The sequence below is a fragment of the Mameliella sp. AT18 genome (assembly GCF_028807275.1).
GTDB classification, from domain to species: Bacteria; Pseudomonadota; Alphaproteobacteria; order Rhodobacterales; family Rhodobacteraceae; genus Antarctobacter; species Antarctobacter albus.
Window position 1 is genome coordinate 1 of record NZ_JARAMO010000025.1, and the last position, 26,107, is coordinate 26,107.

General features: G+C 65.3%; 27 protein-coding genes. 17 read left to right on the plus strand and 10 right to left on the minus strand.

Annotated elements, in window-relative coordinates:
* Both PVW46_RS03110 and PVW46_RS03115 read right to left on the minus strand, forming a co-directional pair.
* Positions 1-791: ammonium transporter family protein (locus tag PVW46_RS03110; protein WP_500862254.1), on the minus strand; the 791-nt coding region annotated here is incomplete at its 3' end.
* A gap of 30 nt (positions 792-821) precedes the next feature.
* Positions 822-1,160, minus strand: coding sequence for a P-II family nitrogen regulator (locus PVW46_RS03115; RefSeq protein ID WP_043142336.1), 339 nt, complete (start codon positions 1,158-1,160; stop codon positions 822-824).
* A 253-nt stretch (positions 1,161-1,413) separates the two neighbouring features.
* On the opposite strand from PVW46_RS03115, the gene PVW46_RS03120 reads away from it, so the two are divergent.
* Together PVW46_RS03120 and PVW46_RS03125 are read left to right on the plus strand one after the other, a co-directional pair.
* Positions 1,414-3,567 carry a transglycosylase domain-containing protein gene (locus PVW46_RS03120; protein WP_069207963.1) on the plus strand — a complete coding sequence of 718 codons (2,154 nt, stop codon included), beginning with the start codon at positions 1,414-1,416 and terminating at the stop codon, positions 3,565-3,567.
* Between the two features lie 242 nt (positions 3,568-3,809).
* Positions 3,810-4,601 (plus strand): abortive infection family protein, encoded by a 792-nt coding sequence (locus PVW46_RS03125; protein WP_157903795.1) that lies wholly within the window; start codon positions 3,810-3,812, stop codon positions 4,599-4,601.
* Between the two features lie 233 nt (positions 4,602-4,834).
* Here the strand turns inward: PVW46_RS03125 and PVW46_RS03130 are convergent, their stop codons facing one another.
* Positions 4,835-5,422, minus strand: coding sequence for an MlaC/ttg2D family ABC transporter substrate-binding protein (locus tag PVW46_RS03130; protein WP_043142341.1), 588 nt, complete (start codon positions 5,420-5,422; stop codon positions 4,835-4,837).
* Positions 5,423-5,435: 13 nt separating this feature from the next.
* Positions 5,436-6,251, minus strand: a complete 816-nt coding sequence (locus PVW46_RS03135) for an MlaA family lipoprotein (RefSeq protein WP_223306211.1) — start codon at positions 6,249-6,251, stop codon at positions 5,436-5,438.
* A 126-nt stretch (positions 6,252-6,377) separates the two neighbouring features.
* On the opposite strand from PVW46_RS03135, the gene PVW46_RS03140 reads away from it, so the two are divergent.
* The 6 genes from PVW46_RS03140 (at position 6,378) to PVW46_RS03165 (ending at position 12,298) form a co-directional block, all read left to right on the plus strand.
* Entirely contained in the window at positions 6,378-8,108 is a 1,731-nt protein-coding gene (locus tag PVW46_RS03140; RefSeq protein ID WP_069207962.1) for a type I secretion system permease/ATPase, read from the plus strand.
* The gene (locus PVW46_RS03145) at positions 8,105-9,409 is read left to right on the plus strand and encodes an HlyD family type I secretion periplasmic adaptor subunit (protein ID WP_043142348.1); all 1,305 of its coding nucleotides are present in this window, start codon (positions 8,105-8,107) and stop codon (positions 9,407-9,409) included. The genes PVW46_RS03140 and PVW46_RS03145 overlap by 4 nt, the downstream gene beginning before the upstream one ends.
* 154 nt (positions 9,410-9,563) lie before the next feature.
* The gene (locus tag PVW46_RS03150) at positions 9,564-10,028 is read left to right on the plus strand and encodes a RidA family protein (protein WP_043142615.1); all 465 of its coding nucleotides are present in this window, start codon (positions 9,564-9,566) and stop codon (positions 10,026-10,028) included.
* Positions 10,028-10,777, plus strand: a complete 750-nt coding sequence (locus PVW46_RS03155) for a glycerophosphodiester phosphodiesterase family protein (RefSeq protein ID WP_069207961.1) — start codon at positions 10,028-10,030, stop codon at positions 10,775-10,777. The genes PVW46_RS03150 and PVW46_RS03155 overlap by 1 nt, the downstream gene beginning before the upstream one ends.
* Before the next feature lie 34 nt (positions 10,778-10,811).
* A complete protein-coding gene (locus PVW46_RS03160; protein ID WP_069208146.1) occupies positions 10,812-12,011 on the plus strand; it encodes a GNAT family N-acetyltransferase in 1,200 nt (399 codons plus the stop codon).
* Positions 12,008-12,298: a 4a-hydroxytetrahydrobiopterin dehydratase gene (locus PVW46_RS03165; RefSeq protein ID WP_043142353.1), complete on the plus strand. Its 291-nt coding sequence runs from the start codon at positions 12,008-12,010 to the stop codon at positions 12,296-12,298. Before PVW46_RS03160 ends, PVW46_RS03165 begins: the two co-directional genes overlap by 4 nt.
* Positions 12,299-12,346: 48 nt before the next feature.
* Here PVW46_RS03165 and PVW46_RS03170 read toward each other — a convergent pair whose 3' ends face one another.
* Positions 12,347-12,832: a peroxiredoxin gene (locus PVW46_RS03170; protein ID WP_043142356.1), complete on the minus strand. Its 486-nt coding sequence runs from the start codon at positions 12,830-12,832 to the stop codon at positions 12,347-12,349.
* Positions 12,833-12,915: 83 nt separating this feature from the next.
* On the opposite strand from PVW46_RS03170, the gene PVW46_RS03175 reads away from it, so the two are divergent.
* From PVW46_RS03175 to PVW46_RS03185, 3 genes are all read left to right on the plus strand, one after another.
* Positions 12,916-14,121, plus strand: a complete 1,206-nt coding sequence (locus PVW46_RS03175; RefSeq protein ID WP_069207960.1) for an NAD(P)/FAD-dependent oxidoreductase — start codon at positions 12,916-12,918, stop codon at positions 14,119-14,121.
* Positions 14,118-14,684, plus strand: coding sequence for a 16S rRNA (guanine(966)-N(2))-methyltransferase RsmD (rsmD, locus tag PVW46_RS03180; protein WP_069207959.1), 567 nt, complete (start codon positions 14,118-14,120; stop codon positions 14,682-14,684). The genes PVW46_RS03175 and rsmD overlap by 4 nt, the downstream gene beginning before the upstream one ends.
* Before the next feature lie 120 nt (positions 14,685-14,804).
* A complete protein-coding gene (locus tag PVW46_RS03185; protein WP_069207958.1) occupies positions 14,805-15,785 on the plus strand; it encodes an MBL fold metallo-hydrolase in 981 nt (326 codons plus the stop codon).
* 92 nt (positions 15,786-15,877) lie between these two features.
* Here PVW46_RS03185 and PVW46_RS03190 read toward each other — a convergent pair whose 3' ends face one another.
* Together PVW46_RS03190 and map are read right to left on the minus strand one after the other, a co-directional pair.
* Complete coding sequence (locus PVW46_RS03190; protein WP_043142367.1) at positions 15,878-16,246, minus strand: thiol-activated cytolysin C-terminal domain-containing protein; 369 nt, start codon at positions 16,244-16,246, stop codon at positions 15,878-15,880.
* 233 nt (positions 16,247-16,479) lie between these two features.
* Positions 16,480-17,289: a type I methionyl aminopeptidase gene (gene map / locus PVW46_RS03195; RefSeq protein ID WP_043142370.1), complete on the minus strand. Its 810-nt coding sequence runs from the start codon at positions 17,287-17,289 to the stop codon at positions 16,480-16,482.
* Between the two features lie 223 nt (positions 17,290-17,512).
* Between map and PVW46_RS03200 the strand changes: the two genes are divergently transcribed.
* The 4 genes from PVW46_RS03200 to PVW46_RS03215 all read left to right on the plus strand — a co-directional run bounded on the left by PVW46_RS03200 (position 17,513) and on the right by PVW46_RS03215 (position 20,875).
* Complete coding sequence (locus tag PVW46_RS03200) at positions 17,513-18,172, plus strand: histidine phosphatase family protein (protein WP_043142372.1); 660 nt, start codon at positions 17,513-17,515, stop codon at positions 18,170-18,172.
* 74 nt (positions 18,173-18,246) lie between these two features.
* Positions 18,247-19,302: a saccharopine dehydrogenase gene (locus tag PVW46_RS03205; protein WP_069207957.1), complete on the plus strand. Its 1,056-nt coding sequence runs from the start codon at positions 18,247-18,249 to the stop codon at positions 19,300-19,302.
* Entirely contained in the window at positions 19,299-20,429 is a 1,131-nt protein-coding gene (locus tag PVW46_RS03210; RefSeq protein ID WP_069207956.1) for a saccharopine dehydrogenase family protein, read from the plus strand. Before PVW46_RS03205 ends, PVW46_RS03210 begins: the two co-directional genes overlap by 4 nt.
* The gene (locus PVW46_RS03215) at positions 20,426-20,875 is read left to right on the plus strand and encodes a hypothetical protein (RefSeq protein ID WP_069207955.1); all 450 of its coding nucleotides are present in this window, start codon (positions 20,426-20,428) and stop codon (positions 20,873-20,875) included. The genes PVW46_RS03210 and PVW46_RS03215 overlap by 4 nt, the downstream gene beginning before the upstream one ends.
* 142 nt (positions 20,876-21,017) lie before the next feature.
* Here the strand turns inward: PVW46_RS03215 and PVW46_RS03220 are convergent, their stop codons facing one another.
* Genes PVW46_RS03220 through PVW46_RS03230 form a run of 3 tightly spaced genes read right to left on the minus strand, consistent with a single transcriptional unit; the run spans position 21,018 to position 23,365 of the window.
* Positions 21,018-22,145: a CaiB/BaiF CoA transferase family protein gene (locus PVW46_RS03220; protein ID WP_043142384.1), complete on the minus strand. Its 1,128-nt coding sequence runs from the start codon at positions 22,143-22,145 to the stop codon at positions 21,018-21,020.
* Positions 22,142-22,816: a DsbA family protein gene (locus PVW46_RS03225; RefSeq protein WP_043142386.1), complete on the minus strand. Its 675-nt coding sequence runs from the start codon at positions 22,814-22,816 to the stop codon at positions 22,142-22,144. The genes PVW46_RS03220 and PVW46_RS03225 overlap by 4 nt, the downstream gene beginning before the upstream one ends.
* Positions 22,817-22,852: 36 nt before the next feature.
* Positions 22,853-23,365, minus strand: coding sequence for a DUF721 domain-containing protein (locus PVW46_RS03230; RefSeq protein WP_043142389.1), 513 nt, complete (start codon positions 23,363-23,365; stop codon positions 22,853-22,855).
* A gap of 94 nt (positions 23,366-23,459) precedes the next feature.
* Here PVW46_RS03230 and mutY point away from each other — a divergent pair, with 94 nt between their 5' ends.
* Complete coding sequence (gene mutY, locus PVW46_RS03235) at positions 23,460-24,506, plus strand: A/G-specific adenine glycosylase (protein ID WP_069207954.1); 1,047 nt, start codon at positions 23,460-23,462, stop codon at positions 24,504-24,506.
* A gap of 54 nt (positions 24,507-24,560) precedes the next feature.
* On the plus strand, positions 24,561-25,694 hold the full coding sequence (locus PVW46_RS03240; RefSeq protein ID WP_069207953.1) for an alkane 1-monooxygenase: 1,134 nt from the start codon (positions 24,561-24,563) through the stop codon (positions 25,692-25,694).
* The last annotated feature ends 413 nt before the right edge of the window (positions 25,695-26,107 follow it).

Consider the following 26,107-nt stretch of genomic DNA (forward strand, 5'->3'; position numbering starts at 1 on the left):
TGCGAGCCGCCGTTGAAGCCGAACCAGCCCAGCCACAGGATGAACGTCCCCAGGGTTGCCAGCGCCAGGTTGGAACCCGGGATCGGGTGCACCTTGCCGTCCTTGCCGAATTTGCCGATCCGCGGGCCAAGAACGATGGCACCTGCGAGCGCGGCCCAGCCACCGACCGAGTGCACGACCGTCGAGCCGGCGAAGTCGGAGAAGCCCATTTCGGACAGCCAGCCGCCGCCCCACTGCCAGGAGCCGGAGATCGGGTACATGACACCGGTCAGCACCACGACGAAGACCAGGAAGGGCCACAGCTTGATCCGCTCTGCCAGCGCGCCCGACACGATCGAGGCGGTGGCGGCGACAAAGACCAGCTGGAAGAAGAAGTCCGAACCGATCGAGGCGTAGTCAAGCGCTGCGTCCGCGGCAGCCACGCCAACCGGGTCCAGCACGGTCGGGCTGAAGAACGGGCCGATATAGCCGGTCATGATCCAGCCGTCGCCCGGGTACATCAGGTTGAAACCGATGAGCCAGTACATGATCGCGGCAACCGAGTAGAGCGCGATGTTCTTGGTCATCTGCATGGTGACGTTCTTGGACCGCACCAGGCCGCCTTCGAGCATGGCGAAGCCCGCGGCCATGAAGAACACCAGGAAACCCGCCATGCAGAACAGCAGGGTCGTCATGATGTAGGGGCCGATCTCGTCGAAACCGGGCGCTGCGGCCTCGGCGTCCTGTGCCAGGCCCATGCTCGGCAGGGCCAGCAGAAGCGCGGCCGGCGCAAGCGTCTTGAGAAGTTTCATGTCGTTATCCCTCATGATGAACTGCGCGCCTCAGAGCGCGTCTGCGTCGGTTTCGCCGGTGCGCACGCGCACGGCTTGCTGAACGTCGAGCACGAAGATCTTGCCGTCACCGATCTTGCCGGTCTGCGCGGTGGTCTTGATGGTCTCGATCACCTGGTCGGCCATCGACGACGACACGACGATTTCAAGCTTGATTTTCGGCACGAAATTCACGGCGTATTCTGCGCCGCGGTAGATTTCGGTATGGCCGGACTGAGAGCCGAAGCCCTTGATTTCCGTTACCATCATGCCGCGCACGCCGATGCCGGTCAGGGCTTCGCGCACCTCTTCCAGCTTGAACGGCTTGATCGTTGCAATGATCAGTTTCACCTTGGTCCCCTTCGGTCTGGCAGGGTCGCCCCTGCATTGCACCCGCAGCAAAACTGGTCCGGGGCCTCGAAATGAAGGGATCGGCCCGAATTTCGGGCGAACTTTCGGGCCAAAGAGTCTAATTTTTAGGCTATAAACATTCGACGCACATTATTTAATCGGAAAATAAACCCGTCTGGCGTTCAGCGATGGTCAACATTCCCGGCCGGGACAGGTAGAGTCGGGACCAAAGAAGAGTGACGGGCAGATCTTGATGAGTTCCTCGAAGGGCAAATCCGGCCGCTTGGTGGCCGATCGGCGCTATCCGCGCAAGGCCGGGAAATCCGCCGCAAAGCCGGCGCAAGGCCGCAAGACCAAAACGCGGCGCAAACCCGCCCGGCGGCAGCGGCGCGGCGGCATCCTGGGCTTTTTCGGCGCCATCCTGCGCTGGATCCTGCGGCTGGTCTGGCGGGTGACGTTGTCGGCGACGGTGGTCGTGGCGCTGATCCTGGGATCGGCGGTGCTGTATGTCTACAGCGGGCTGCCCGAACTGTCGGAGGTGACGGACGGGCGCGCGCGGGGCTCGGTGACGCTGCTGGACCGGGACGGCAAGGTCTTTGCCCTGCGCGGCGACCAGTTCGGCGGCGCGGTGACCGCGGACACCGTGTCCGAGCACCTCAAGAACGCCGTGGTGGCGACAGAGGACCGGCGGTTCTACTGGCACTTCGGCGTCAGCCCGCGCGGCGTGGCCAGCGCCATCCGCATCAACCTGCGCGAGGGGCGCGGGCCGCTCTCGGGGCACGGCGGCTCGACGATCACGCAACAGACCGCGAAACTGCTGTGCCTGGGCGTGCAGTACGACCCCGACGAGTGGGAGTCAGAGGCCGATTACGTCGCCGACTGCCGTCGCGGCTCGTTGTCGCGCAAGGCACAGGAAGCGATCTATGCCATCGCGATGGAGGCCAAGTACACCAAGGACGAAATCCTTTCGATCTACCTCAACCGCGCCTACATGGGCGGCGGCGCCTATGGCGCCGAGGCGGCCGCACAGCGCTATTTCGCCAAGCCGGCGGCGGCGCTGAACCCGGCAGAGGCGGCGATGCTGGCGGGGCTGCTCACCGCGCCCTCGACGCTGGCGCCCACCTCCAATCTCCAGCGCAGCCAGGACCGCGCGGCCACGGTGCTGCGGCTGATGTACGACCAAGGTTATCTTGGCGAAGAGGACATGCGCCACTACCAGGAGAACCCGGCAGTGCTGGCGCAGGGCGCGCGCAACCTGGGCGGCGGCTATTTCGCCGACTGGATCATGTCGTCGGACATGGACTACCTGATCGGCGACACGACAGAGGACGTGATCATCGAAACCACGCTGGACCAGCGCATCCAGCGCGCCACCGCCAGTGCGGTCAACAAGATCTTTGCCGAGAAGGTCCGCGAGGGATCGAAGGCGCAGGTGGCGGTGATCGTCATGTCGGCGGACGGCGCGGTGCGCGGCATGGTCGGCGGACGCGACACCGATGCCACCGGCCTGTTCAACCGCGCCACGCAGGCGGTGCGCCAGACCGGATCGGCCTTCAAGCCCTTCGTCTACGCCACGGCGCTGGAACTGGGCTATTCGCCGCTGGATACGGTCGTCGACGAACCCTATTGCCTGAACATCCCCGGCTCGGGCCAGTGGTGCCCCGAGAACTATTCGCGCCGGCATTACGGCCGGGTGAGCCTGGCCGAGGCGCTGGAGAAGTCGCTGAACATCCCGGCGGTCAAGGTCTCGGAAACCGTGGGCCGTGACCTGGTGCTGCGGGTGGCGCGTGATTTCGGCATCTACCGCGAGCTGGCGGACACGCCGGCGCTGGCGCTGGGGGCCTCCGAGGCGACGCTGCTGGAGATGACCGGCGCCTATGCGGGCATCCTGAACGGCGGTTCATCCGTGCGGCCCTACGGCCAGCGGCTGATCCGCTACAAAGGCGCGTCGGACCCGCTGATCGAGGCCAGCGGCGGCATGGGGGAACGGGTGATCCGCGAAGAGGCCGCGCAACAGCTGGTCTGGATGATGCGCCGGGTGGTGGCCCAGGGCACCGGCGGCCGCGCCGCCCTGCCCGACCGCCAGGTCGCCGGCAAGACCGGCACCAGCCAGGAGGCACGCGACGCCTGGTTCGTGGGCTTTACCGCCGATTACGTCGCCGGGGTCTGGATGGGCTATGACGACAACACGCCCCTGACCGGCGTCACCGGCAGCGGCCTGCCCGCGGAAATCTGGCACGAGGTCATGCTGCGGGTCCACGACGGTCTGCCGGTGAGCCCGCTGCCGATGATGGAACCGGTGCCGCCCAAGGTCCCCGAGCCGGAGCCCCAGCCCGTTCCCCGGCAGCCTCAGCGGCGCGATTCCATCCTGGAACAGGTGTTGCGGGACATCCTGGGCGGCAACTGAGGACATCTGCCCGCACATCGGAAAAGACAACGGGATGGCCCCAGGGCGGCCAGCTCTTTGGAGGAGATGGTGCGCGTGAGACCCCGCAGTGGGGTCGGAGCGCAATAACCGCTTTGAGTCCACTTTGACCGATGCAGCCGTTTCCTCGAATGTCCGGTGTCCGGATGGTTCAAACAATCGAGACCTTGCGCGTGGGTCACCACTTGGTCCACATTCGGACATCCTTTTTTCGAGGAAAGCTAATGACCTATGGCGATTTCGGTGAACCTGAGATTCCTGAGGACCTTTTTGAATGTGCACTTTTTCTAAGAAACAACATCATTGGTCTGACGACTAAAGGGGGGTCGGAGACCGCGTACAAATTAGCCAGAATAAGGCTAATGGAAGACCCGGCGAGCAAGCGGCTTCTGCCGAACTTTGTGCGATTCTCAAATGATGCCGCTTCTGTGCAGTCAGCATTATCGAGCGTCGCAAGTGGTTCAGGTTCGTGGGCTATTCGCCGAGGCCACGTTACTGACGCCTTCATACCGGTATTGACCTTCCTCGAGTCAGGTGGCGGTGCGGCAGACGCCACGATCACAGACGGTCTTGATGTCTATGATGCTCCTGCTGTCCAAGCTTTTTGGGCGAAGGCTTTGGAGAGGCGAACAACGGACCCTGATGGCGCCGTGACCGCCGCTAGTACGCTCCTTGAAGAAGTCTGCAAACACATCATCGAGGACAGCGGTGCAAAGTGGGAGGCAAAATGGAATGTGCCAAAACTCTATTCTGAAGCCGCAAAAGTTTTAAAGCTCGCACCATCGCAGCACCAAGAAGAAGTGTTCAAAACGATTCTGGGAAACTGCCAGAGCGTCGTTCAAAGTATTGGTTCTTTGCGCAACAAAGGTGGTGATGCCCATGCTGGGGGGCGCTCACGAGTTCCATTCAAGCCGCGTCATGCCGCTTTGACGGTTAACCTTTCTGGGTCCATGGCCCTGTTTCTGATTGAAACTTGGCAAGCGAGAGTTGAGGAACAACGGAGCAGCGATCAATAGTGGCGGCAGATTCCTGCAGCAGACATTAGCGCAGCCTCAGTGAATGACCGCTCCGTCCCGCACACCTGACATTCATCGCAACCCTCTCCCGCGTTTTTTTTTCGGGAGAGGGTTTCCTGTCATCGGGCTGTCCTGAAAGGCTCTGAGCTCCGCACTGCATCAATTGATGCAGAGGACCAGCCCCAGGGGGACCGGCCCGTTTCCATTCGGTGGGCAGGACGCGTGGGCGCGGCTCAGCCAGCCCGGCGCAGGTCGGCGATCAGCTGGTCGATGTTGCCACGGCGGGCATCCAGCATGGCGCCGATCTCTTCCTTTTCGGACAGCAGCATGTCGGCACCTTCCACGAAGAGGTTGTAGAACCGGTTCGAGTCGGACACGCGGAAGGCGGTTTCCAGCGTCTTGGACCCGCTCATGTGGGCAACACAGCGCACCTCGTAACCGCGGCTGATCGCATGGACCGACTGCACCTCGATGCGCCCGCCCTGGAACTCGCGGAACCGCTTGCCGTACTTGCGCGCGATGTAGCCGGTGAAGGCCTCGGTAAAGGCCTTGCGCTGCGCGTTGCTGGCGCTGCGCCCGGCAACCCCCAGCACGTTGGCGGCGATCAGCGGCGTGTCACCGTATTTCTTGAACAGCCGCTCGAACTCACGGTACATCGACGCTTCGGACTTGCCCGAGGCGATGACCGTGTTGATCTCGTTCACGAGGTTGTGCACGAGGTTCGCGGCCTGCTGCCCGGTCAGGGCAAGAGCGGGCATGGCTGGCATCGCGGCGAGGGCTGCGCCCGCCGCGATGAAATGGCGACGGTTGAGATGGGTCATCACGGGACTCCTCTTAGAAACCTTCAGTGTCGACGGCGAAGGGATCGAAATCCGCCCCCGGCGCCTCTTCACCCAGCTCGTAGCGGCGCTGTTGCAGGTAGATCAACCGCAACTGGGTATAGCTGTCGGCGCTGTCGTAGAGAACCGAATCGACGGTGCCGCTGAACTGGCTGCGTTCACCGAACTTGTCGATGGCCTTTGCGACCGTGCCGATATACCGATCTGGAGTCGGAACCACGTATTTCAATGGATCGGTGAACAGGTCGACCACGTCACCGGCGGCATCCCGCTCGGTCGACGGCCCCAGCAAGGGCACCTCAAGGTAGGCGCCCTCTGGCACGCCCCAGACCGCCAGGGTTTCACCAAAATCAGTCTCGTCGGGCTTGAGGCCCCATTCATTGGCCACATCGAACAGGCCGCCGACACCGATGGTCGCGTTCAGCGTAAAGCGCATGGTGTTGCTGGTCGCGCGCAGCAGGCGCCCCTGAAGCAGTTGGTTGACCACGGTCTGCGGCAGCGACACCGTGTCGGCAAAACTGGAAACGCGATCCTGCACAAAGGGCGGCACGGTCTCGGCGTAGCCCGGTCCATCGCCGCTGAAGAAGGTCTTGTCGACCTTCTTGTTGAAGTCGTGCACTTTGCGGTTCTGCGTCTCGTAGGGGTCGTGGATGCCCCCCGGCGCGCCCTCGGGCCCCGGGACGGAACAGCCCGCGATGCCCAGAACGACGGTCAGAACCACAACCGGCCTTACATACACCATCAACCCCCAGTCCTCTTCAAACCCCTTGGGAAAGCCGCGCGCCTTCCGTAAAAGGGTAGGTAATTTCATCTCCGCCCCTTCCCAACGAAGGATCCCGGAATCCCCGGCCATGTGGCACAATAGCGACATGAGACGGACAGGGTTTCACTGTCACCGATTCCGGCCCAAGACACAACGAAGGGCTGATACAGGCATATGAGCATGGCACAGAAAGACACCGGCCGCGACGAATTGCGGGCAGCCCGCAGGCAAAGCCGGCCATATTACTGGTTCGTCGGCATCTTCAGCTTTTTCGTCAACATGCTGATGCTGACCGGGCCGATGTACATGCTGCAGGTCTATGACCGCGTGCTTGGGTCCCGGTCCGAGGCGACGCTGATCGCGCTTTCTGTGCTGGTGGTCTTTCTCTACTCGATGATGGGCCTGCTGGACTACGTCCGGGGCCGTATCATGGGACGGGTTGCCGCGCGCTTCCAGGCGGCGCTGGACCTGCGGGTCTTCGACGCCGTGCTGCGGCGCGCGGCGGTGCAGAACGACGAACTGGCCCAGACCGGGCTGCGGGACCTGGAATCGGTGCAGCGGCTGATGTCCTCGCCGGTGCTGATGGCCTTCTTCGACATTCCCTGGACGCCCTTCTTCATCTTCGCGATCTTCATCTTCCATCCGTGGATGGGCTTTCTTGCGATCTGCGGCGGCCTGTTCCTGATCGCCGTGACGCTGATCAACCAGACGGTCAGCAAGAACCCGACGCAGAAATCCAACGTCGCCGTGATGCAGGCGGAACGCACCTCGGACCAGATCCGCGCCGAGGCCGAGATGGTGCAGGCGCTGGGGATGCGCGGCGATGCCTTTACCCGCTGGATGCAGGCGCGGTCGCAGGCGCTGTCGGGACAGATCCATTCCGCCGACCTGACCGGCACCTTCACCACGATCACCAAGACCTTCCGGATGCTGCTGCAATCGGCGATGCTGGGCCTGGGTGCCTACCTCGTCCTGCAGGGAGAGCTGACACCGGGCGCGATGATCGCCGGGTCGATCCTGATGGGCCGGGCGCTGGCGCCGATCGAACTGCTGATCGGGCAATGGGTGCTGGTGCAGCGCGCGCGCAAGGGCTGGGACAACCTGGCCCAGCTTCTGACCGAGGTGCCCGAGGCCGGAACCCCCACCGCCCTGCCGAAACCCAAGGCCAAGCTGGACGTCCAGCAGCTGACCGTCGTCGCCCCGGGCGAACAGCAGGCGGCGCTGCGGCTGGTGTCCTTCAGCGTCGGGCCGGGCCAGGCCTGTGGCGTGATCGGGCCGTCGGGCGCGGGCAAGTCGACGCTGGCGCGTGCCCTGACCGGGGTATGGCGCCCGGCAGGCGGCAAGATCCGGCTGGATGGGGCATCCCTGGACCAATACGGCGCCGAGACGCTGGGCAAGCACATCGGCTACCTGCCGCAGCGGGTGACGCTGTTCGATGGCACCATCGCCGAGAACATCGCCCGCCTGTCGCCCCAGCCCGATGCCGAAAAGGTCGTCGAGGCGGCGATGAAGGCCGACGCGCACGAGATGATCCTGAAATTGCCGCAGGGGTATGATACAAGGGTCTCGGCCGCCGGCGGACGGCTGTCGGGCGGCCAGATGCAACGCATCGGGCTGGCCCGTGCAATGTACGGCGACCCGGTGGTGCTGGTCCTCGACGAACCGAACTCGAACCTCGACAACGAGGGGTCCGAGGCGGTCAACAAGGCGATCAAGACCTTCAAGGCAGAGGGCAAGATCGTTCTGATCATGGCCCACCGCCCCGCCGCCATCAAGGAATGCGACCTGCTTCTGATGCTTGAAAACGGCGGGCGCGCGGCCTTCGGGCCCAAGGACGAGGTGTTGCAGGCCATGGTCAAGAACCACCAGCAATTGCAGAAAGCCGGACCGGGAGGCGTCAGATGAGCCCCGAAAAACAGTTTTCCCTGCGCATGCCGATGATCTTCGGGATCATCGGCCTGACGATCCTGGTGGGGGGCTTCGGCACCTGGGCGGCGACGACGAATATCTCGGGCGCCATCGTGGCCTCCGGCCAGATCGAGGTCGACCAGAACAGGCAGGTCGTGCAGCACCCCGACGGCGGCGTGGTCGCCAAGATCCTGGTCGACGAGGGCGACACCGTGACGGAAGGCCAGGTGCTGATCCGGCTGGACCCGACCCTGTTGCTCTCCGAGCTGAACATCATCGAGGGCCAGCTGTACGAGATCATGTCGCGGCGCGCCCGCCTGCAGGCGGAACGGGACGCCAAGGACGAGATCGTCTTTGCCGAGGAAGTGCTGAACCGCGCCGTCACCGACCCGGAGGTTGCCGAACTGGTCGAAGGTCAGCGCAACCTCTTCTTTGCCCGGCGCGACTCCGTCGAGGGCGAGATCGGGCAGCTTCGCAAACGCTCAGACCAGATCGCCGACCAGGTGATCGGCATCCTCGCCCAGCAGGAGGCGCTGGCGCGCCAGCTGGAGCTGATCAAGGAAGAGCTGGTCAACAAGGAGGAACTGCGTGCGCAGGGCCTGGTGCGGGCGCCGGAAATCCTGGCCCTGCAGCGCGAGGAAGCGCGGCTGGCCGGATCGGTGGGGGAACTCAAGGCCTCGAAGGCGCAGGCCGAGGGCCGCATCACCGAAATCGACATCCAGATCCTGAGCCTGCAGACCAAGCGCCGCGAAGAGGCGATCACCACCCTGCGCGACCTGCAGTTCCGTGAACGCGAACTGGCGGAAAAACGGCTTGCCATCCGTGAGCGGCTGAACCGGCTAGACATCACCGCGCCGGTGGGCGGGGTGATCTACGGGCTGACGATCTTCACCCCGCGGTCGGTCATCCGTCCGGCGGACCCGGTGCTGTTCATCGTGCCGCAGGACCGCCCGCTGGTGATTGCCGCGCAGGTCGAACCGATCCACATCGACAAGCTTTTCGTCGACCAGGAGGTGAGTTTGCGCTTTTCCTCGCTCGACCAGCGACAGACGCCGGAACTGTTCGGCCGGGTCGTGCAGATCTCTGCCGATGCCTTCGAGGACCAGAATTCGCGTGTGCGCTATTACCGGGCCGAGATCGTGCTGAACGAGGGCGAGATCGACCGCCTGCCCGAGGGTGCGGCGCTGATCCCCGGCATGCCGGTCGAGGCCTTCATCCGCACCGAAGACCGCACGCCGCTGGCCTACCTGGTCAAACCCTTCACGGATTATTTCGCCAAGGCCTTCCGCGAAAGCTGAGGGGCCCGTTGAAGCGGTTTGGACACCGCTTCAACGCCTTTGCAAAGGCGTTGGGCAAGGCTCTTTCCAAGAGCCTTGCGGCGCGCGGTCTCGGCGCTTGCGCCCGCATTCCGGCGCCGTTAGCGTGGCCGCGAAATCCGACGAGGAACGCATCATGACCAACGCCATCGACGCCCGCCTGGCCGAGCTGGGCCTGACCCTGCCCGACGCCCCGGCCCCCGCCGCCAACTACGTGCCCTACGTCCTGTCGGGCAACCTGGTCTTTGTCTCGGGACAGATCAGCATGAACGCGGATGGGCTGATCACCGGCAAGCTGGGCGCCGGCCTGAGCGTCGAAGAAGGTGCTGCGGCGGCGCGGGCCTGCGCGCTGAGCCTGCTGGCGCAGGTCAAGGCGGCCTGCGGTGGCGACCTCAGCCGCCTCAAGCGGGTGGTCAAGCTGACCGGCTTCGTCAATTCGACAGATGATTTCACCGACCAGCCCAAGGTCATCAACGGCGCCAGCGACACGCTGGTCGAGATCCTGGGGGATGCCGGCCGGCACTCGCGCTCGGCGGTTTCGGCCGCCGCGTTGCCGCTGGGTGTCGCCGTCGAGATCGAAGGCATCTTCGAGATCGCGTGATGGTGCCCCTGCCCGCGGCCTTTCTGGACCGCCCGATTGCCCACCGGGCCCTGCACGGGCCCGGGCGGCCCGAAAACTCGCGCGCGGCGATCCGCGCGGCGATGGACGCGGGCTATGGCATCGAGATCGACCTGCAACTGTCGAAAGACGGACAGGCGATGGTCTTTCACGACTATGCGCTGACCCGGCTGACCGGGGCCAGCGGGCCGATCCAGCAACGCAGCGCAGCCGACCTGGCGGGGCTGACCCTGCTGGGCGGGGACGAGGGCGTGCCGCGTTTCGCCGAGGTGCTGGAGATCGTCGGCGGCGCCGTGCCGCTGCTGGTCGAACTCAAGGACCAGGACGGGCGGATGGGGCCGAACGTGGGGCGGCTGGAACGTGCCGCCGCCGAGGCCGCGCAGGGTTATCGAGGCCCGCTGGCCTTCATGTCCTTCAACCCGCATTCGGCGGCCGAGATGGCGCGGCTCTGTCCCGATGTCCCGCGTGGGCTGACCACCTGCGCCTGCACGCCCGAGGATCACCCGACACTGAGGGCCGAGGCCCGCGCAGAGCTGCGCGAGATGCCGGGGATCGAGGAGATGGGCGCCGGGTTCATCAGCCACGACCACCACGATCTGAACAGCCCGCAGGTGGCCCGGCAAAAGGCGCGCGGGCTGAACGTGCTCTGCTGGACGATCCGATCGCCCGAAGAGGAGGCGCAGGCGCGGCAGGTCGCCGAGAATGTGACCTTCGAGGGGTACATGGCTTGATCGGCGCGCAAGGGATGCCAGATTGAGCGATGTCATGACGGATCAAAGCCAGACCCCCACCCTGACCGTCGAAGTGCTGTCTTCGCTGGACCAGATCGCCGCCGCGACCTGGGACGCCTGCGCCTGTCCCGAGGCTGTGGACGGCGGGCGCCCCAACGATCCCTTCACCACGCACCGCTTTCTCAAGGCGCTGGAGGACAGCGGTTCGGTCGGGGCGGGCACCGGTTGGGACCCGCGTTACCTTGTGGTCCGCGACGGGGAAGAGACGATTGCCGTGGCGCCGATGTACGGCAAAAGTCACAGCCAGGGCGAATACATCTTCGATTTCAACTGGGCCCATGCCTACGAGGGCGCGGGCGGGCGGTACTATCCGAAACTGCAGATCGCCGTGCCCTTTACCCCCGCCACGGGGCGGCGGTTCCTGACCAAGCCCGGGCACGAGGTTGCGGGCATGTCGGCGCTGGTGCAGGGCGCGGTGCAACTGGGGGCCGAAAACCGCCTGTCTTCGATGCATGTCACCTTTTGCACCGAGGCAGAGGCCATCGCGGGCGAGGAAATGGGCCTGCTGCGCCGCACCACGCAGCAGTTCCACTGGCAGAACCACGGCTATGCGGATTTCGACGCCTTCCTGGCCTCGCTGAGTTCGCGCAAGCGCAAGAACATCCGCAAGGAACGCGCCCGGGCGCAGGATTTCGGCGGCGAGATCGAAATGCTGACCGGCGACCAGATCCGCCCCGAGCACTGGGACGCCTTCTGGGTCTTTTACCAGGACACCGGCAGCCGCAAATGGGGCACCCCCTACCTGACGCGGGCCTTCTTCGAGGCGGCGCATGAGACCCTGCGCGACGACATCGCGCTGGTCATGTGCACGCGTGACGGGCGGCCCGTGGCCGGGGCGCTGAACTTCATCGGGCGCGATGCGCTTTACGGGCGTTATTGGGGCTGTGTCGAAGATCACCCCTGCCTGCACTTCGAGGCGTGCTATTATCAGGCCATCGACCTTGCCATCGCACTGGGGCTGGCCGCGGTCGAGGCCGGGGCGCAGGGCGAACACAAACTGGCGCGCGGATACCTGCCGCGCCAGTGCCATTCGCTGCACTGGATCGCCGACCAGGGCTTTGCCGATGCGGTGGGGCGCTACCTGGACGCGGAGCGGCGCGCGGTGGACGAGGACATCGAGGTGCTGACCGCTTACGGCCCCTTCCGCAAGGACAGACAGGAGGACCACGAATGACTGAGAAACTGTCGGACACCGCCCGCAAGACCGTGCTGGAACCGCTGCTGGAATCGGGCTGGGAGATGGTCGAGGGGCGCGATGCGATCGCCAAGACCTACCAGTTCAAGGATTTCACCGAGGCCTTTGCCTGGATGACCCGCGCGGCGCTCTGGGCGGAAAAATGGAACCACCACCCGGAATGGTTCAACGTCTACAAGACCGTGCAGGTGACCCTGTCGACGCATGACGTGGGCGGGCTGTCCTCGCTGGACGCCAAGCTGGCGCGCAAGCTCGACAGCCTGTGACAGGTGGCCTGACGGCCCGGCAGGAACGCCGGGCCAATGGTTCGGGGATCAGATCGCCTCGACCAGCGCCTCACCGGATGAATTGGTGCAGCCGCGCGTATCCTCGACGTTCAGAACCGTCACCTTGCCGTCCTCGACCAGCATGGTGAGACGTTTCAGTCGGTCGTAGAACCCGATCTCGGGCACCGAAAAATCCATGCCAATGCTCTTGGCAAAAGAGGCATCGAGATCGCCCAGCATGGTGATCCCGGCCTCTTCCGCGCCGCTGGACTTTGCCCAGGCCGCCATGACGAAAACATCGTTCACCGCAACGCCGATGATCTCTTCGACACCTTTCGCCGCCAGCTGATCCTTGACCCGGATGATGCTGGGCAGATGCGCCTGGTCGCAGGTGCCGCTGAAGGCGCCCGGAAAGCCCACGATTGCCACTTTGCGCCCCTTGGTCAGGTCGCTCAGCTTGACCTGTTCGGGACCCTCGTCGCCCATACGGGACAGAGTTGCCTCGGGGAGGCTGTCACCTGCGGAAATTGCCATTATCCTGTCGCTCCTGCGAATTGCGTTTCTCTGATGCAGGACTATAGGGTGACGCGGGCAAAGGAAAACCGGAGGGCGGAAATATGAGCGATGTCGTGGTGATCGGCGCAGGACAGGCGGCGGCCTCTCTGGTGGCGCGGCTGCGGTCGAAGGGGCACGAGGGCAAGATCACCCTGATCGGCGAAGAGCCGGTGCCGCCCTACCAGCGCCCGCCGCTGTCCAAGGATTACCTGCTGGGCAAGATGGAGCTGGAACGGCTGTTCCTGCGGCCCGAGGCCTTTTACGCCGAGAACGGCATCGACTTGCGGACCTCTGACACGGTGGTGTCCATCGACCGGGCCGACAAGACCGTGATCGCCGGCGGAGAGGCAATTTCCTACGACCATTGCGTGCTTTGCACCGGATCGGTGCCGCGCCGCCTGCCGGGCGCCATCGGTGGCGAGCTGGAAGGCGTGCATGTCGTCCGCACGTTGCACGACGTGGACAGGATGGCCCCCGACTGCACCGAGGGCAAGCGCGTGCTGGTCGTCGGTGGCGGCTATATCGGGCTGGAGGCCGCGGCGGTCTGCACCAAGCTGGGGCTGACAGTGACGCTGGTCGAGGCTGCGGACCGCATCCTGCAACGGGTCGCCGCGCCGGAAACCTCTGCCTGGTTCCGCGAGTTGCACCAGGCGCGGGGCGTGGACCTGCGCGAGGGCGTGGGCCTGAAACGGCTGATCGGAGAGACCCGCGTGACCGGCGCCGAGCTGGCCGATGGCACCGTTCTGGACGTGGATTTCGTGATTGTCGGCGTCGGCATCACCCCCGCCACCACTCTGGCCGAGGCTTGCGGGCTGGAGATCGACAACGGCATCGCGGTCAATGCGCAGGGCCAGACCAGCGATCCGGCGATCTGGGCGGCGGGCGATTGCGCCTCCTTCCCGCAGAATGGCCAGCGGATGCGGCTGGAGTCGGTGGGCAATGCGATCGACATGGGCGAACTGGTGGCCGACAACATCATGGGCGCCGGGCGCGATTACGTCGCCAAGCCCTGGTTCTGGTCGGATCAATACGACGTCAAGCTGCAGATCGCCGGGCTGAACGCCGGCTATGACCGGATCGTGGTCCGCGAGGATGGCGAGGCCCGCGCGCATTGGTACTATGCAGGGGACACCCTGCTGGCCGTCGACGCGATGAACGACAGCCGGTCCTACATGGTTGGTAAACGGCTGATCGAGGCGGGCAAGAGCCCCGACCCGGCAGCGGTTGCCGACCCGGAAACGAACCTCAAGGCATTGCTGAAGGCGTGAGGATCGTCGCGGGTGACTGGCGCGGGCGGCGGCTGGCCGCCCTGGGCAAGGGCGACGCCGGCGCGCATCTGCGCCCCACCACAGACCGCGTGCGCGAGGCGCTGTTCAACATGCTGGGCGGCGGGCGTTTCGGAGATCCGTTTGACGGGACCCGCGTGCTGGACCTGTTTGCCGGGACCGGCGCGCTGGGGCTGGAGGCCCTGTCACGCGGAGCCGAGAGCGCGGTTTTTGTCGATGACGGGCGCGTGGCGGGCAAGCTGATCCGCGAGAACATCAAGACGCTGGGCTGTGGCGACCGCGCACGGCTGATCGGCCACAATGCTACCCGCCTGCCCCCGGCAGAGGCGCCTTGCGAGCTGATCTTCCTGGACCCGCCCTATGGCAAGGCGCTGGGGGAAAAGGCGCTGGCCTCGGCCCGGGCGCAGGGCTGGGTCGCGCCGGATGCACTGGTGGTCTGGGAAGAAAAGGCGGCGCAGGCGGCGCCCGAGGGGTTCGACCTGTTGGACACGCGGCGTTATGGCGACACGCATGTGACGCTGTTGCGGGCGGCGGCGCAGGCGTGAGCCGAAGCCCCGGCGCGAGGTCAGCGGAACGGATGAGCATCGTCTTTTGCCAAGCCGCTGGAAGTTTCGCGTCTTGATGATATCTTCCCATTCAAATGCATGAATGACTGGGAGGTATCCATGTCCATCTTTCGCCCTTCGCGCCGAGACCTGCTGAACATCGCGGCCCTGTCCCCGGCGCTGGCGCTGCCGGCTCTGGCGGCCTCGCCCGCCCGCGCACAGACGCTGGGCGCGCCCGCCGGGGCCAACCCGGCGCATTTCCGGTTCCAGCTGGGCGAGGCGGTGCTGACCGTCGTTTCGGACGGCCACCTGGAAATCCCGGCCAACGGTCTGGGCGTGAACGCCGACCCCGAAGAAGTAAAGGCTTTCCTCGAAAGCTATTTCCTGTCGACCGAGACCAATTATTCGCACACCAACCACCTGGTGATCGAACTGGGCGAGGCCAAGGTGTTGGTCGATGTCGGTTCGGGCAACCGGTTCCTGCCGACGGCGGGCAAGCTGATGGAGAACCTCGGCGCGGCGGGGATCGACGCCAGCGAGATCACCCATGTGGTCATCACCCACGCCCACCCGGATCACGTCTGGGGCATCCGCGACGATTTCGACGAGGCAATTCTGCCGGACGCCCAGTTCTTCATCGGCGGGACCGAGCGCGACTTCTGGTTGCAGGACGGTCTGGTCAACAGCGTGCCCACCGAGATGCAGCAATTCGTCGTCGGCGCGGTGAATTCGTTGAACGTGGACGGTGCGGAGTGGACCGTGGTCGGCGACGAGGCGGAAATCGCGCCGGGCATCCGGGTCATCGACACGCCCGGCCACACCATCGGGCACATGTCGGTGGTGGTCGAATCCGGCGGCAAGCAGTTGATCGCCCTGGGAGACAGCATGAACCACGCCTGGATGAGCACCGTGCGCCCCGAGTGGGTCAGCAATTTCGACATGGACGGTGAACAGACCGTGGCCACGCGCAAGCGCCTGCTGGACATGGCGGCCACGGACGGGATGGCGGTGCTGGGTTATCACTTCCCCTTCCCCGGCGTGGGGCACATCGCCGCCGAGGGTGACACCTATCGCTTTGTCCCGGCGCTGTGGCAGTGGTGAGAGTGTCCCCCCGCAAACAGGGTGTCTGAGCAAACAACGCCGGGGTCCGGAACGGGACCCCGGCAGCCTGCATCACGCATCGGCCCAAGCGGTCACATGCCCGAGCATTTCGCGTTCAGTGTCGTGCCCGACAAGGTCAGGTTGAGGTCCTCCGGTCCGTCAAAGCCCTTCTCGCAGACCGTGCTCCACGACGCGATGAACCATTCCTCTTGCGCCGACACGAACATGTTGGTCGAGTCCTCCGGCACGCGGATGCATTTCTGGGTGCCTGCGGTGAAATTGCCCGAATGGGTGTGAACCCGTCTCCCTCCCTCATCGTAATCCACCTCGAACCGGGCGACGAAGGCGCCATCGTTCTTGACGCAAACGCGCGAGTCGGCGGCCTGCGCAACATCGGGAACAAAAAGCGAAAAGGCAAAGGCCATCGGGGCGGCAACCGCCACCTTGCAAAAATCGAACATTCAGAGATCTCCCTTGAGATAATGGTTGGTCAACAGACAAAACCACGACATTCCGTCGAAACAACTTATGCCGGAATGCGCCACAAGAGATACCACCTTACGTAGCGTCACGCAATCAGTTCGGGAAAAGCTCGGTCAGGATTCGCCTTTGCAAGCCCAAAGCCAAAGGCAAAGGACAGCCCCGGAACGACGCCAAAGCGACGCCCCTATTCGGCATTGGGCAAATTTTCGGGTCAGTAGGTCGGGTGGAACAGCCCCGCGGGCGAGAGGGTAAAGATCTCGACCCCGTCCGCGGTCACGCCCACCGAATGTTCGAACTGGGCGGAAAGCGACTTGTCCCGGGTGACGGCGGTCCATTCGTCGGCCAGCACCTTGGTTTCGGGGCGGCCGAGGTTCACCATCGGTTCGATGGTGAAGAACATGCCCTCTTCCAGTACCGGCCCGGTGCCGGGGCGCCCATAGTGCAGCACGTTGGGCGGCGCGTGGAACACCTGCCCCAGACCGTGACCGCAGAAATCGCGCACGACGGACATGCGGTTGGCCTCGACAAAGGTCTGGATGGCATGACCGATGTCGCCGAAGGTGTTGCCGGGCTTGACCGCCTCGATCCCCGTCAGCAGGGAATCATGCGTGACCTGGATCAGGCGTTCCGCCTTGCGGCTGAGCTTGCCCGCGACATACATCCGGCTGGTGTCGCCGTACCAGCCGTCGACGATCACGGTCACGTCGATGTTCAGGATGTCGCCGTCCTTCAGCTTCTTGTCGCCGGGGATGCCGTGGCAGACGACGTGGTTGACGCTGATGCAGGTGGCGTGCTGGTAGCCTTTGTATCCGATGGTCGCCGAGGTGGCGCCCTCTTCGGTCACGCGGCGTTCGATGTAGGCGTCGATGGCGCCGGTGGTCTGGCCCGGTTCGACCAGTTCCGCCACCTCGTCCAGCAGCTGCGCGGCCAGCCGTCCGGCCACGCGCATTCCTTCGAAATCCGCCTGGGTATGGATGCGGATGCCGTCGCGGGTCAGTCGATGTCCAGCCTTGTCTTTCACGTCGCGTCCTCTGCTTTTGCCCCTATCTAACGGGCGAAGACGGGATTTGCCAGTAGGGGCGCGGTGCAACGGGCGGCCAACAATGGTCAAAGCCGCATCTGACGGCGTCCGGACCGGGGGGTGCCTCTGCGCTGCCCCGACGATTTCCCCCACCCCGCCCGGGTAGGCCTTTCGCTTCGCGTCGGCGCGGCGTATCAGCCGGGCAAAAGAGCGGAGTTTCTCCATGTCCTTCATTACCCTGGTCCGCCACGGGCAGGCCAATTCCAGCGCCCGGGACGAAGGCAGCTATGACCGGCTGAGCGAACTGGGCTGGCAGCAGGCCCGCTGGCTGGGCGGCTATTTCGAGCAGACGGGCGAGAAATTCGCCCGCGTCTACTCGGGCACGCTGCGCCGTCATCGGGAAACCGTCGAGGGCATCTCACCCGAGAGCCTCGCCGCGCCGGTGCAGGACGCGCGGCTGAACGAACTGGCCTATTTCGACATGGCGCAACTGATCGAGGCCCAGCACGGCATCGCCATTCCCGGCGACCGGGAGGAATTCATCCGCCACATGCCCCGGCTGCTGGCGCTCTGGCGCGATGGCGCCATCGAAGGGGCTCCGGAAAGCTGGGAGGCTTTCGAGACCCGCGTGACCGAAGCCCTGACCGAGATCGCGGACGGCGAGGGCCGCGCATTGGTGGTGACCTCGGGCGGGCTGATCGGCATGGCCATGCGGGTCATCATGCAGCTGGAGCTGAAGGCGATGGCACATCTGTGCCTGGCCATCGAGAACAGCTCTCTGCACCGCATCCAGCCGCTGGCCACCGGCCTGGCCATGACCCAGTTCAACGCCCTGCCCCATCTCGACAGCGCAGAACGACAGCACGCCCGCAGCCACCTGTAAGGTGCGGGCAGAGGAAAATCCTTGCACCCCGGCCCGCGCGCAGGTTCTCTGCCCGGCAAACACCAGGAACGCACATGACACATCTGTGGATCCGGGCGGAAAGCCGCCCCAACGAGGAACGCACCGGCATCACCCCCGCAGGCATCACCGCCCTGCGCGACAAGGGGATCCGCGTCACCGTCGAGGACAGTCCGACCCGCATCCTGCCGATCGACGATTTCGCCTCGGCCGGGGCCACCATCGTGCCCGAGGGCAGCTGGCCCGAGGCCCCGCAGGACGCGATCATCTTTGGCCTCAAGGAACTGCCCGAGGCGGACACGCCGCTGGTGCACCGCCACATCATGTTCGGCCACGCCTACAAGGGGCAATCGGCGGGCGCGCGCCTTTTGAAACGCTTTGCTGCCGGGGGCGGCGCGCTTTACGATCTGGAATACCTGGTGGATGAAAACGGACGCCGGGTTGCGGCCTTCGGGTACTGGGCCGGCTACGCGGGCGCGGCGGTGTCCCTGTTGGCCTGGGCCGCGCAGGCGGATGGCAAGACCTGCCCCCCGGTCCACACATGGAACGATGCGAACATGCTGCAGGACGACCTGCGCGCGGCGCTGGACATTGCGCCCTGCGGCTCGGCCATCGTGATCGGCGCCCTGGGCCGCGTCGGCAGCGGGGCGCGGGATCTCTGCGCACAGATGGATGTGCCCGTCACCTGCTGGGACATGGCAGAAACCGCTCACGGCGGCCCCTTTCCGGAAATCCTGGATCACGGGGTGTTCCTGAACTGCATCCTGGCGACCGAGGGCGTGCCGGTCTTTGTCCCGCGCGATTCCGTTGACAGCCCCCGCGCCCTGCGCGTGATCGGCGATATCGCCTGCGACCCGGACAGCCCCTTCAACCCGATCCCGATCTACGACACGGCGACAAGCTGGGCCGCGCCCGTGACCCGCGTCTGCGAGGCGCCGCCGCTGGACGTGATGGCGATCGACAACCTGCCCTCGCTTCTGCCGCGCGAATCCTCGCTGGATTTCGCGGAACAACTGCTGCCCCACCTGCTGACGCTGGATGCCATCGACACGGGCGTCTGGGGACGGGCGCATGAGACCTACCTGAAACACAAACCGGAGGAACGCACATGACCATCCATTGGTGCGGCACCGGCCTGTCGGCCGTGCCCGGCCTGCGCCGCCTGATCGAAAACGGCCACCCCGTGACCGTCTGGAACCGGACAGAGGCCAAGGCCCGCGAGGCCGTGGGCGACCTGACCGATGACATCCGCGCCTTCGACATCGCGGCCCTGGGCGCGGTGCTGCAAAAGGGCGACGTGATCGTGTCGATGCTGCCCGGCGACTGGCATGTGCCGCTGGCGGAACTGGCGCTGGAAAAAGGCGCCGATTTCGTCTCGTCCAGCTATATCGCGCCCGAGATGCGCGCCCTGGATGAACGCGCGAAACAGGCTGACGCCAGGCTGGTGAACGAGGTCGGCCTTGACCCGGGCATCGACCACCTGATGGCGCATTGGCTGATGGCCGACTACCGCGCCTCGGAGGCCTTCGATCCGGACAACGCGCTGTCCTTTACCTCCTACTGCGGCGGCGTCCCCAAGATCCCCAACGCCTTCCGCTACAAGTTCAGCTGGGCACCGGTGGGTGTCCTGAAGGCGCTGCGCTCGCCCTCGCGCTCGATCCGGCAATTCTCCGAACTGAACGTGAACCGGCCCTGGGACGCTCTGTCGCGCTATGACGCACCGCTGCCCACACCCGAAAGCTTCGAGGTCTATCCGAACCGCGACAGCCTGCCCTTCATGGCGGAATACGGCTTCGAGCAAGGCTGGAAGGTCAAGGATTTCGTCCGCGGCACCCTGCGCCTGAACGGCTGGGCCGAGGCCTGGGCCGACATCTTTGCCGAGGCCGGCACCGCGACGGATGACCGCCTGCAGGAAATCGCGGACAAGCTGCTGCAGGAAAACGCCTACGACGATGGCGAACCCGACCGCGTGGTGCTCTGCGTCGCGCTGGAGGCCGCGAAGGACGGCGTGCCGGTCTATCACAAGACCTATGTCATGGATGCCTGGGGCGACGAGCGCAGTTCCGCAATGGCGCGACTGGTCTCTGTCCCGGTGTCCCTGGCGGTGGAATCGGTGCTCAACCGCGAGGTTCCGGCCGGTGTCAGCGCGGCGCCCTCGGAGCCGAAACTGGTCGAGCGCTACATGGGCGCGGTGCAGACGCTGGCCCAGCACCTGGACGTGGTGGATCATCTGGCATGAAACGGCTTGCCCTGATCGCCGCCCTGCTTGCCGGCCCCGCCTGGGCCGGGGATGTCTGTCATGACATCGACGCCACGCTGGGCTGGCAGGATGCCGATTTTCCGGCGGGCCTCGTGCAGGACGTCCGGTCCACCGGCTTCTGGTCGGTTGAACCGGGATTGACCCCGGCGGGCACGCAGGGTCACGGCGGTCTGGACGCCAAGGCCCTGGCCGCGCGTCCCGAGGCGCGCCCGCGGGTCAGCGCCTCTCACGGCGCGCTGCTGGTCCGCTTCGAGGTGGCCGGCGCCGCGCAGGAAATGGAGTGGACGCGCTTTCACGGCGCCATCCAACAGGCCGGGGCTTTCAACATGAACGTCGACAGCATCGCCTTTCGCATCAACGAGGGCGACGCGGACCTGGCGGACAACGACGGCGCGCTGACCGTCTGTTTCCGCTACATCGACTGAACGCCTGACACTCCAGCGGCGCCGTCAAAGGCGCCCGGCCCGCTGTTTCTTTGGGCCCCAAATACCTCTGGGGGTGAATGCGCGGCACGCGCAGAGGGGGCAAAGCCCCCTGCCCCGCGCTCAACCGTTGCGGCGGTGCGGGTTAGCTGCCCGCATCCCCCAGCTTTGGCGCCGGATGGTCCAGCACCAGCTCCGCGTCTGAGAACCGGAAGGGTGCGCGCACGCCCGGTACGCCCTCGGGCGCGATCTGCAATCCCCGTGCCACGACCTGCGGATCGGCAAAGACCTCTGCCATGTCGTTGATCGGCCCGGCAGGCACGCCCTGCGCCTCGCAGGCGGCCAGCAGGTCGTCCCGCGTGCGCTGGCGCGTGGCCGCCATCAGGCGGTCGATCATCGCCTCGCGGTTGGCGACCCGGTCGGCATTGCTGGCAAATTCCGGTGCCTCGGCCATCTCCTCCAGTCCCAGCAGGCGGCAAAGCCGCTGGTACTGTGCGTCGTTGCCGGTGGCGATGATGATATGGCCGTCCGCGCAGTCAAAGACCTGGTAGGGCGTCAGGTTGGGGTGATAGTTGCCCGTGCGGCCCGGCGGCGTACCTGTGCTGAGATAGTTCAGCGCCTGGTTCGCCATCGCCGCAACCGCGCAATCCAGCAGCGCCATGTCGACGTGCTGGCCCTTGCCGGTGCGTTCACGCTGATGCAGGGCGGCGAGGATACCGGACACCGAGTAGAGCCCGGTGAACAGGTCGGTGATCGCAACGCCCGCGCGCTGTGGCTGGCCGTCCGGATCGCCGGTGATCGACATGAAACCGGACATGCCCTGGATGATGTAGTCATAGCCCGCACGATGCGCGTAAGGCCCGTCCTGCCCGAACCCGGTGATCGAGCAGTAGATCAGGCGCGGGTTGACGGCGCTCAGGCTGGCATAGTCCATCCCGTATTTCGCCAGCCCGCCGACCTTGAAATTCTCGATCAGGATATCGGCGCCGGCGACCAGGTCGCGCATGCGCGCCTGGCCCTCGGCGCTGGTCAGGTCGACCACCTCGGACCGCTTGCCTCGGTTGCAGGAATGGAAATAGGCCGCCGAGGTATCGCCGTCACGCTCGATGAAGGGCGGACCCCAGTTGCGCGTGTCGTCACCCTGGGGCGCCTCGATCTTGATGACCTCTGCGCCCAGATCGGCCAGCGTCTGGCCGGCCCAGGGGCCGGCCAAGATGCGTGCCAGTTCGATGACCCTTACGCCTTCGAGGGGGCCGCGTGGTGCCGATGTCATTCGCCCAGCTTGTCGTCCAGGATCTCGGCGAACTCGTCGTAGCTCATGTTCGTGTACTTCTTGCCGTCGATCACGAAGCTGGGCGTCGAGTTGATGCCATGCTCAGAGGCGTTCTTCTGGTACCAGGCCACCAGGGTCGAGATCTGGGCGGTATCGTTCAGACAGGCCTCGATCTGGTCGCCTTCCATGCCGGCCAGGCGCCCGATCTTGCGCAGCTCGTCGACCACCGCGGCCTCCGAGCCCTTGCGCGCCCAATCCTGCTGGCCCTTGTAGATCAGATCGGTGATGCCAAAGAACTTTTCCTCGCCGCCGCAGCGGGCGATCAGCGAAGCCCAGACGCCGACCTTGTCGAAGTAGACTTCGCGGTAGATGAATTTCACCTTCCCGGTGTCGATATAGTTCTCTTCCAGCTTGGGGATCAGGTTGGCATGGGCCGACGCACAATGCGGGCAGGTGTAGGAGGCGTATTCGATCACCTCGATCGGCGCATCCGCATCGCCCTTGACCATCTCGACGACGGTCGAGGTGTCCACGTCCGGCGACTGCGCCTGGGCGGCACCGGGCAGGCGCACGTCGGCAGCCCCGGTCTGTCCGGTCCCCTGGGTCATGTACCACGCACCACCGGCGATCATTGCCAGCGCCACGGCGCCCGCGGGAAGAATGGATTTCATGTCGTAAGCCTCTTTCCTGTCGGTCCTGGGGCCAGGTCAGTCCCGGCCCGTCCTCGATATGACGTTTGCCGCCAGACGTTCAAGCGCCGCGCGCAAATCCGCGTCGCCCACCTGTTCGGCCTCTGCGCGGGCCCGGGCCTGCACCTCGGGTGAGGGCATCGCGCCCGCGCTGTCCTTCTTGCGGTACTGGAAATCGACCTGCCCTTCGGCAAAGCCGGTGGCCGCGGTCTGCGTCACCCGCACCCTCGAAATGGCGTTGTATCCATAGACCGCGTTGATCCGCGCGCGGATTTCCTCCTTGCGCATCTCGACCATCGGGGCGCGTGCTCCGGTGGTCAGCAGGGTCAGCGTGCCGCCGAAGCCGCCCTTGGAATAGCTGACTTCCACCGGGCGGGCGATTCCGGCCAGATCGGCGCCGGCAATCTCCTCCCAGTGGGTCAGCACGCGGGTCTGGGCGAATCCCCGCCCTTCCGCCGCCTGGCGGATGCGCCCCTGCAAAAGCTTGGAGGCGCTTGAAAACCCGTATGTGGTGGTCTTGCGTCCGGCCACGTTTGACTCCCTTTACCGCGCGCTATTCTAGTGGCACGGCAGGGCGGCGCCAGCCCCCTTCCCACACGGAGTTTCACCCTTGCGTGATGAGCCCATGCCCCGACCCGACCCACAGGCGCTGCTTGACTGGTACGACCGCCATGCGCGCGCCCTGCCCTGGCGCGTCGGCCCCGCCGCCCGCCTGCGCGGCGAGCGTCCCGACCCCTACCGGGTCTGGCTGTCCGAGATCATGCTGCAACAGACGACCGTGGCCGCCGTACGCGACTATTTCCACGCCTTCACCGCGCGCTGGCCGACGGTGCAGGCGCTGGCGGCGGCCCAGGATGCGGATGTCATGGCCGCCTGGGCCGGGCTGGGCTATTACGCCCGGGCCCGCAACCTGCTGAAATGCGCCAGGGTGGTGACGGATGTGCACGACGGCATCTTTCCCGACGATCATGCCACGCTGCTGACCCTGCCCGGTGTCGGCCCCTATACCGCCGCCGCCATCGCGGCGATTGCCTTTGACGATCCGCAGACCGTGGTCGACGGCAACGTGGAACGTGTCATGGCCCGGCTCTTCGACGAGCACACGCCCCTGCCCGCCGCCAAACCAATCCTGACCGATCACGCTGCCCGGCTCACCCCGCGGGACCGCCCGGGATGCTACGCTCAGGGGGTCATGGACCTTGGCGCCACGATCTGCACCCCCAAACGACCGGCCTGCGGGCTGTGCCCCTGGCGCAAGTCCTGCGCCGCCTGGGCGGAGGGGACCGCCGCCGAACTGCCCAGGAAGGCGCCCAAGAAACGCAAGCCCACCCGCCTGGGCATCGCCTACCTGGCGCGCCGGATCGACGGCGCCTGGCTGCTGGAACGCCGCCCGGACAAGGGCTTGCTGGGCGGGATGCTGGGCTGGCCCGGCTCGGACTGGGGCGAAGAGGCCCCGCAGGACAATCCGCCGATCCGCGCCGAATGGAAGACCCTGAACGCCGAGGCGCGCCACACCTTCACCCATTTCCACCTGCGCCTGACGGTAAAGACCGCCCTGGTGCCGCTGGATCGCCGACCGCTTCGCGGAGAATTCATCGAATTGCCCGATTTTAGCCCTGCCGATCTGCCAACGGTGATGCGCAAGGCCTTTGACCTTGCGCAAGGACAGTGAGCGCCCGCGCATGGCAATTCGGGCATAGTCGGTGAGAGAAACCGGAGCAGTGACATGATCCCCGCCGCCCAGGTCGCGAAATTCTCCGCAGCGCTGCCCTTTTGCCTGTCCTTCATCCTGATCCCGCTGGTCTGGACCGGCGCCGTACTGGGCGGCTGGTGGATCGCGCTGACGCCGCTTTGTGCGTGGTATCTCTTTTCCGCAATCGACATCGCCGTGGGCCTGAACACGGAAAACGCCGACCTGGACACCACCGAGGACCAGCTGTTCTGGTATCGGCTGCTGACCCAGGTCTGGGTGCCGCTGCAGGCGCTGACGCTTTTCGGCCTCGTGGCCTATGTCAGCAGGGCCACTCACCTGAACGGGCTGGAGAAATTCGGCGTGATGTTCGGCACCGGCGTGATGACGGGCACGGTGGGCATCGTCTATGCACATGAACTGCTGCATCAGCGCAACCGCCTGGAACGCTGGCTGGGGGATATCCTGCTGGCGATGGTGCTTTATTCGCATTTCCGTTCGGAACACCTGCTGGTGCACCACCGCTACGTCGGCACGCCGCGCGACCCGGTGACGGCGCGCTACAACGAGGGGTTTCACCGCTTCTATCCGCGCGTCCTGCGGCAAAGCCTGCTGTCCTCCTTCCGGGCCGAGACAGCCATGCTGGCGCGCAGGAAATTGCCCTGGCATCACCGCTCCAACCCCTTCTGGCGCTACTGGGCACTTCAGGGCGCGATGCTGGCGCTGGCGCTGGGTCTGGGCGGCTGGACCGGGCTGGTCCTCTTCCTGGTGCAGGCGGGCGTGGCCATCTGGCAGCTGGAAGTCGTCAATTACGTCGAACACTACGGCCTGACCCGCAAACACCTGGGCGAGGGCAGATACGAACATGTCCTGCCGCGCCACTCCTGGAACGCGGAACACCGGGCGACGAACTGGCTGATGATCAACCTGCAGCGCCACTCCGATCATCACTACAAGCCCGACCGGCGCTTTCCCCTGCTGCAGACCTACCCAAAGGACGAGGCACCGCAACTGCCCTACGGCTATCCGGTCATGGCCATCGCGGCGATGATCCCGCCGCTCTGGCGGCGGATCATGAACCCGCGGGTGCGCGCCTGGCGGCGACAGTTCTACCCCGAGATCGAGGATTGGCGGCCCTACAACAAGGCGGCAACACCGCTGCCGCGATGAGACACACCAAGCCAGCGACAGGTGTCGTCGTCGGCATCGGCTTCATTGGCCTTGTACTTGTTGCTTTGGACTACGGATTCAGCCACGGCAGGATTCAGAAATCCTATTGTTCCTGGGTAAAGGACGGTCCCTGGTCACCCGTCAGAGAGGTTTGTATCACCAAAGCCTGCTACGCGCGGGGGACTTGTGGGGTCCGTTCCTATCCCGCCGCGCAGTGCCACAAGTTGCGCATCGGCGACGACATTGGTCGGGTCCATGCATGGCTGGGGGATCACATGTCCGCTTCGGGCGCTCGATACACTTGGCATTGGGACAAGGTCTCTCACGACACCGGTGTGATCGCACGTTTTGAAGATGACCGACTGCTGACATTGGACTGTCCCGCCGCCTCGAAATAACGATGGCCCCAAGGT